Below are 7,727 nucleotides of genomic sequence, written 5' to 3'. Positions count from 1 at the left end.
CGCACAAGCGCGGCAGGTACATCATGAAGGTGTTTTCGAACTGGCCATACATCGCTTTCTGCATGTTCTCGAAGTTTTTGTCTTTCGAAAGCTTCTCGAACTCACCGCCCAGATCATCTTCCCAGTTTGGCCCTTTCTCGATCTTATCCATACGCTGGCCAGTAATCAGCGAGCGCGGGCGCGCGATGGGTTGCGCCTTGCTGTCTGCCGGTGCGTTGTGCAACGTCTGGTAGTCAAAATCAAACGGCTCGTAGTAATCTTCGAGACCCGGCAGATGCGGGTTAGCGAAGATTTTACCCAGCAGTAAGGCTTTGTTACCCATGCGTGGCACCAGATTACCGTTGATCTTACGGATCCAGCCGCCCTTCCATTTCTCCTGATCTTCCCAGTTGCTCGGGAAGCCAGTACCCGGTTTGGTTTCAACGTTGTTGAACCACGCGTACTCGGTCCCTTCACGGCTGGTCCAGACGTTTTTGCAGGTCACGGAACAGGTATGACAGCCGATGCATTTATCGAGATTCAGCACCATGCCGACTTGTGAACGAATTTTCATTTTACGCTCTCCTGTATCTGGTCATTGCCTTCGCCATCCAGCCAGTTAATGTTCTTCATCTTACGGACTACCACGAACTCATCGCGGTTAGAACCGACGGTGCCATAGTAGTTAAAGCCATAGGCCAGGTGCGCATAGCCGCCGATCATATGGGTCGGTTTCGGCGTAATACGCGTCACCGAGTTATGAATACCGCCGCGCTGCCCGGTAATTTCCGAACCCGGCAGGTTTACGATACGTTCTTGCGCGTGGTACATCATGGTCATCCCGACCGGTACACGCTGACTCACGACCGCCCGAGCGGTCAGCGCGCCGTTGTTGTTGAAAACTTCAATCCAGTCGTTGTCCTCAACCCCAATCTCTTTGGCATCGTCTTCACTTATCCAGACAACCGGCCCACCGCGACCTAAGGTCAGCATCAGTAGGTTGTCGCTGTAGGTGGAGTGAATGCCCCATTTCTGGTGCGGCGTGAGGAAGTTCAGCGCCTTCTCCGGGTTGCCGTTGGACTTCTCGCCCATCACCGATTTCACCGAACGGGTATCGATCGGCGGACGGTACACCAGCAGGCTTTCACCGAAGTCGCGCATCCACTGATGATCCTGATAGAGGGACTGACGACCAGAAAGCGTACGCCACGGAATCAGCTCATGAACGTTGGTATAACCGGCGTTATAGGAGACATGTTCATCTTCCAGGCCAGACCAGGTCGGGCTGGAGATAATCTTGCGCGGCTGCGCCTGAATATCACGGAAGCGGATCTTCTCGTCTTCCTTGTTGAGCGCCAGGTGGGTATGGTCGCGACCGGTAAATTCGCTGAGCGCCGCCCAGGCTTTCACCGCCACCTGACCATTGGTTTCCGGCGCCAGGGTGAGGATCATTTCTGCCGCATCAATGGCCGTATCCAGCATCGGCTGACCTTTCGCCGGGCCGTCCGCCTTGGTGTAGTTGAGCTTACGCAGCAGATCCATTTCGCTCTGGGTGTTCCAGGCGATGCCTTTGCCCCCGTTACCGATTTTCTCCATCAACGGGCCGATAGAGGTGAAGCGTTCATAGGTTGCCGGATAGTCGCGCTCAACCGGAATGATATGCGGCGCGGTTTTACCTGGAATCAGGTCGCACTCGCCTTTTTTCCAGTCCTTCACGTCCAGCGGCTGCGCCAGTTCGGCGGCGGAGTCGTGCTGAATAGGCAGCGTCACCACGTCGGTTTCTTTACCGAGGTGGCCCACACACACTTCGGAGAATGTCTTCGCGATGCCTTTATAGATTTCCCAGTCGCTTTTTGACTCCCAGGCCGGGTCAACGGCGGCAGACAGCGGGTGAATAAACGGATGCATATCCGAAGTATTCATGTCGTCTTTTTCATACCAGGTGGCGGTAGGCAGCACGATATCGGAGTACAGACAGGTGCTCGACAGGCGAAAGTCCAGCGTCACCACCAGATCCAGTTTGCCGTCGAGGCCGTTATCCTGCCATTCCACCTCTTCCGGCTTCACGCCGCCCTGCTTGCCCAGATCCAGTCCCTGAATACCGTGCTCGGTACCCAGTAGGTACTTCAACATGTACTCGTGGCCTTTACCGGAAGAACCCAGCAGGTTGGAACGCCAGATAAACAGGTTGCGCGGATGGTTTTTACCATTTTCCGGCTGCTCCGACGCAAAACGAATAGAGCCTTCTTTCAAGGAGTTAATGGTGTAATCCACCGCGCTCATGCCGGCTTTTTTCGCCGCGTCGGCGATGCGCAGTGGGTTAGTACCCAACTGAGGCGCCGACGGTAACCAGCCCATACGTTCAGCGCGCACGTTGAAGTCCAGCATGTGGCCGCTGTAGCGCGACTTGTCCGCTAGCGGCGACAGCAGCTCCTGCGCGGTAATGCTTTCATAACGCCACTGGCTGGAGTGGTTATAGAAGTACGAGGTGCTGTTCATGTGACGCGCCGGACGCTGCCAGTCGAGCGCAAACGCCAGCGGTTGCCAGCCGGTCTGCGGACGCAGTTTTTCCTGGCCCACGTAGTGCGCCCAACCACCGCCGCTCTGCCCGACGCAGCCGCAGAAGACCAGCATGTTGATCAGGCCGCGATAGTTCATATCGAGGTGGTACCAGTGGTTCAGACCGGCCCCGACGATGATCATCGAACGACCGTGGGTCTTATCGGCATTATCGGCAAATTCACGCGCGGTACGAATGATGTGCGCGCGGGAAACACCGGTAATTTTTTCAGCCCACGCCGGTGTATACGCTTTGATATCGTCATAGCTCGTTGCGCAGTTTTCATCGTTGAGGCCGCGATCCAGGCCATAGTTGGCCATGGTCAGGTCGTACACAGTGGTCACCAGCGCGGTAGTGCCATCCGCCAGTTGCAGGCGCTTTACCGGCAGCTTATGCAGCAGAATGTTTTCCAGTTCAACGTTCGCGAAGTGTTCGGTGCCGTCACCGCCAAAGTACGGGAAGCCCACCTGCGCAACATCGTCATGGCTGCCGAGCAGGCTCAGGCGCAGTTCAACCTCTTCGCCGGTGGTACCGTTACGCTGCTCAAGGTTCCATTTTCCTTTCTCTCCCCAGCGGTAACCGATAGAGCCGTTCGGTGCCATCATTTCACCTTGGTCATCAAAGGCGACGGTTTTCCATTCCGGATGTTCCTCCTGCCCCAGACCATCCACCAGATCGGCCGCGCGCAGCATGCGGCCCGCGGCGTAATAACCGTCTCGCTCTTCCAGCATCACCAGCATCGGCATATCGCTGTAACGGCGAACGTAGTCGGTGAAATACTGGCTCGGTTTATCGAGGTGGAATTCGCGGAGCATGACGTGGCCCATCGCCATCGCCATCGCCGCATCGGTACCCTGCTTCGGCGCCAGCCACAGGTCGCACAGCTTGGCGATCTCGGCGTAGTCCGGAGTAATAGCAACGGTCTTGGTGCCTTTATAGCGAACTTCGGTGAAGAAGTGCGCATCCGGCGTACGGGTCTGCGGTACGTTGGAGCCCCAAGCGATAATGTAACTGGCGTTATACCAGTCGGCCGATTCAGGGACGTCGGTCTGCTCGCCCCAGGTCTGCGGAGAGGCTGGCGGCAGGTCACAGTACCAGTCATAGAAGCTCAAACAGGTGCCGCCAATCAGCGAGAGATAGCGCGCGCCGGAGGCATAGGAGACCATCGACATCGCCGGGATTGGCGAGAAACCCGCCACGCGGTCCGGGCCGTAGGTTTTGACGGTATAGACGTTAGAAGCCGCGATCAGCTCATTCACTTCCTGCCAGGAGGAACGAACGAAACCGCCGCGCCCACGCGCCTGTTTGAAACTTTTGGCTTTATCGGCGTCTTCAATAATGGAAGCCCAGGCATGCACCGGATCGGCATGCTGCGCTTTCGCTTCGCGCCACATTTTCATCAGCCGTTTGCGCATCAGCGGATACTTCAGACGGTTGGCGCTGTAGAGATACCAGGAGTAGCTGGCGCCGCGCGGGCAGCCGCGAGGTTCGTGGTTAGGCATATCCGGGCGAGTACGCGGATAGTCGGTCTGCTGAGTTTCCCAGGTGACGAGACCGTTTTTAACATAAATCTTCCAGCTGCATGAACCGGTGCAGTTTACCCCGTGAGTGGAGCGCACAATGTTGTCATGCTGCCAGCGCTGGCGGTATCCATCCTCCCAGTCCCGGTTGGTTTTTAGAAGCTGGCCATGCCCATCGGCAAAGGTTTCACCCTTCTGTTTGAAGTAGCGAAACCGGTCCAGGAATTTACTCATCGGGTTTCTCCTGTTTGGAGCCTGACGGCTCTCTGATAAATCGACATTGCTGGATTTGCAGCGAAGGTAGCGTTATGAAAGAGGGAGAGAATTGATAACGATCAATGCGACAGGGCTTATAAATGGCCCCTCAGGCGGAAAATACCTCCTAAGTGGTAGCCATTTTTGTTTATTATCTTTTTGTTTTTTAATGGTTTTAATGAAAAAAGAGCGATTTCCGTGCACCAGCGGCGTCCAGCAGGGTATTAAGGGGTAGATACCCCTGTCGGTGGATTGAGCGCATTCCTGACAGCATAAAAAAGGGCGCAATAAACATTGCGCCCTGAGTGCAAACAGAGATGGCTTAAGACTTCTGTTTACGACCGTAAATCGCCCAGGTAATAAGGACGCAGGCGAGATAGAAGACGAAAAAGATCTTCATGGCGCCGGCCGGAGAACCGGTCAGTTCCAGAGAAATCCCAAACGCTTTCGGAATAAAGAACCCGCCGATAGCGCCGATGGCGGAGATAAAACCCAACGCTGCCGCCGTATCCGTTGCGGCTTCGCGCATCGCCTGCTCTTCATTACCACCCTGCGCTTTTACGCGTTCCATCGTCATTTTACGGAAGATAAGCGAAATCATCTGGAAGGTGGATGCGCTGCCCAGACCCGCCGTCAGGAACAGCACCATAAACACGCCGAAGAAGGCCATAAAGTTACCACCGGCGCCATTCGTCGGCAGCGTCAGGAACAGCAGGCCGCTGAAGATAGCCATCACCACAAAGTTCACCAGCGTCACGCGGGTACCGCCCAGACGGTCAGAGATAGCCCCGCCCATCGAACGCGCCAGCGCACCGATAAACGGCCCGAAGAAGGCAAAGTGCAGAATCTGAACATCCGGAAACTGGGTTTTCGACAGCATCGCAAAGCCTGCCGAGAAGCCGATAAATGAGCCAAAAGTCGCCAGATAGAGCAGCGCCATAACCCACAGATGGGCACGCTTCAGCACCGGCAACTGCTCGTTCAACGATGCCTTCGATGCCGACAGGTCGTTCATAAAGAACCACGCCGCCAGGGTGAAGATAATCAGGAACGGCACCCAGATCCATGCCGCGTTTTCCAGATACAGCATGGAACCATCCGGCTGTTGGCTGCCCGTACCGCCAAAGACGGCGAAAATAGACAGCGAAACCACCAGCGGTGCAACCAACTGCATCACACTGACGCCCATATTGCCAAGGCCACCGTTAAGACCGAGGGCGCCGCCCTGCTTCTGTTTCGGGAAGAAAAAGCTGATGTTAGCCATACTGGAAGCAAAGTTCGCCCCGGCAAAGCCGCAAAGCAGAGAGATAATGACAAAGATGCTGAACGGCGTAGCGGTATCCTGCACCGCAAAGCCCAGCCATACACAAGGAACAATCATGATCCCGGTACTGAAGGCGGTCCAGCGACGGCCACCAAACAGCGGAACCATAAAGGCGTAGGGAACGCGCAATAAGGCGCCGGAGAGCGCCGGAAGCGCGGTCAGCATAAACAGCTGGTCGGTCGAGAACTGGAAGCCAACCTTATTCAGATTGACCGCCACCGCGCTGAACAGCATCCAGACGCAAAACGCCAGCAACAGACAGGGAACGGAGATCCACAAATTCCGGCTTGCAACACAGTGGCCGCGCTGCTGCCAGAACTCGGGATCTTCAGGACGCCAGTCGGTGATGACTGAAGTACTGGCCTTCTCCGGTAGGGAAGATTGACTCATAAATACCTCTGATTATTCATATATCATGCCGCTACATTAGGGGTTACCGGAGGCAGTAAGTTGATATAAATCAAAGGAAAAGTTGGCATCAAATTGCTTTAAAAAAAACCATCACCCGAAGTGAGTAGCTATTTCAGGCAAAAAAAGTGTGGTTTTTCACATGGCTGCCGGGTTTGAGCGATCGTCTCCCGCAGACCTACCCACCACCGACAATTAAGGGGTAATCCCTTATGGGTATGGGTATACTCCATGGGATATCCGAGAATAGACGCCACTCCCGGATGGTTTGCCGGTCAGGAGCCACGCACTCTATGTTAAAACGTCTTTTTACCCCGCTTACGTTAGTGAATCAACTGGCGTTAATCGTGCTGCTATCGACGGCGATTGGCGTCGCAGGAATCGGTATCTCTGCCCGTCTGGTACACGGCGTACAGGGCAGCGCGCACGCGATCAATAAAGCCGGTTCGCTGAGAATGCAAAGCTATCGCCTGCTGGCGGCAATACCGCTCAACGCGAGCGATAGCAAGCTGTTCGACGAGATGAATGCCACCGTCTTCAGCGACGAGCTGCAGAATGCCGCCCTCAGAGACGGCCAGGATAGCCAGCTTAGAGCGCTGCAGCAGTACTGGCAGCTGGAACTGGCACCAGGGATGAAACACGCGCAGAATCAGGCTACCGTCGCCACGGACGTCGCCAGCTTTGTCGACCGGATAGACCACCTGGTCACCTCTTTCGATCATACCACCGAGCAGCGCATCCGCTACGTCGTCTGGATGCAGCGGGTGATGGCCATCGGCATGGCGCTGCTGTTTCTGTTTACTATCGTCTGGCTGCGGGCCCGTCTGCTACGCCCGTGGAAACAGCTGCTGGCCATGGCCCGGGCGGTCAGCCATCGCGATTTTACCCAACGCGTCCATATCAGCGGCCGCAATGAGATGGCCAGCCTCGGTATGGCGCTAAACAACATGTCAAAAGAGCTGGCGGAAAGCTATTCGGTGCTCGAACAACGGGTACAGGAAAAAACCGCCGGGCTGGAGCAGAAAAATGAAATCCTCGCTTTTTTATGGCAGGCCAACCGTCGTCTGCACTCCAGTGCTCCGCTTTGTGAACGTATTTCACCGGTGCTCAACGGCCTGCAGGAACTGACGCTGCTGCGCAATATTGAAGTACGGGTATATGACCTCGAAGATGAGGAGAATCATCAGGAATTCGTCTGTCACTCGGATATACAGTGCGATGACAAAGGCTGCTATTTATGCCCGCGCGTTCTGCCACCGCTTCCGGATGCCGGCGCCACGTTGAAATGGCGGCTATCCGATGCCCATAACCAGTACGGGATCCTGCTGGCCACGTTGCCGCCAGGGCGCCATCTGAGCCACGATCAGCAGCAGTTGGTGGATACGTTAGTTGAGCAGTTGACCTCCACGCTGGCGCTCGACAGACACCAGGAGCATCAGCAGCAGCTTATTGTGATGGAGGAACGCGCCACCATCGCCCGCGAGCTACACGACTCGATCGCCCAATCGCTCTCCTGTATGAAAATGCAAGTCAGTTGCTTACAAATGCAGGGCGCAAACCTGCCGGAAGAGAGCCGTCAACTGCTGGGCCAGATTCGCAACGAGCTGAATACGTCATGGGCGCAGCTACGTGAACTGCTGACCACCTTCCGCCTGCAATTAACCGAGCCGGGACTGCGCCC

4 protein-coding genes are annotated in these 7,727 nt (G+C 55.8%); 1 reads left to right on the top strand and 3 read right to left on the bottom strand.

Translation table 11 applies throughout. The annotated features are described in order from the left end of the window. The 3 genes from ACZAHD_RS20160 to ACZAHD_RS20150 all read right to left on the bottom strand — a co-directional run. Positions 1-553 (bottom strand): nitrate reductase subunit beta (locus ACZAHD_RS20160; RefSeq protein ID WP_462458336.1); only part of this gene is annotated, 553 nt, incomplete at its 3' end. Then, on the bottom strand, positions 550-4,293 hold the full coding sequence (locus ACZAHD_RS20155) for a nitrate reductase subunit alpha (RefSeq protein ID WP_462458335.1): 3,744 nt from the start codon (positions 4,291-4,293) through the stop codon (positions 550-552). The genes ACZAHD_RS20155 and ACZAHD_RS20160, both read right to left, overlap by 4 nt. A gap of 343 nt (positions 4,294-4,636) precedes the next feature. Next, positions 4,637-6,028, bottom strand: coding sequence for a NarK family nitrate/nitrite MFS transporter (locus ACZAHD_RS20150; RefSeq protein WP_462458334.1), 1,392 nt, complete (start codon positions 6,026-6,028; stop codon positions 4,637-4,639). A gap of 311 nt (positions 6,029-6,339) precedes the next feature. On the opposite strand from ACZAHD_RS20150, the gene narX reads away from it, so the two are divergent. Then, positions 6,340-7,727 (top strand): nitrate/nitrite two-component system sensor histidine kinase NarX (gene narX, locus ACZAHD_RS20145; RefSeq protein ID WP_462458333.1); only part of this gene is annotated, 1,388 nt, incomplete at its 3' end.

The organism is Raoultella sp. (assembly GCF_039594335.1).
GTDB lineage: Bacteria > Pseudomonadota > Gammaproteobacteria > Enterobacterales > Enterobacteriaceae > Klebsiella.
This window is presented reverse-complemented; position numbering and strand designations above follow the sequence as displayed.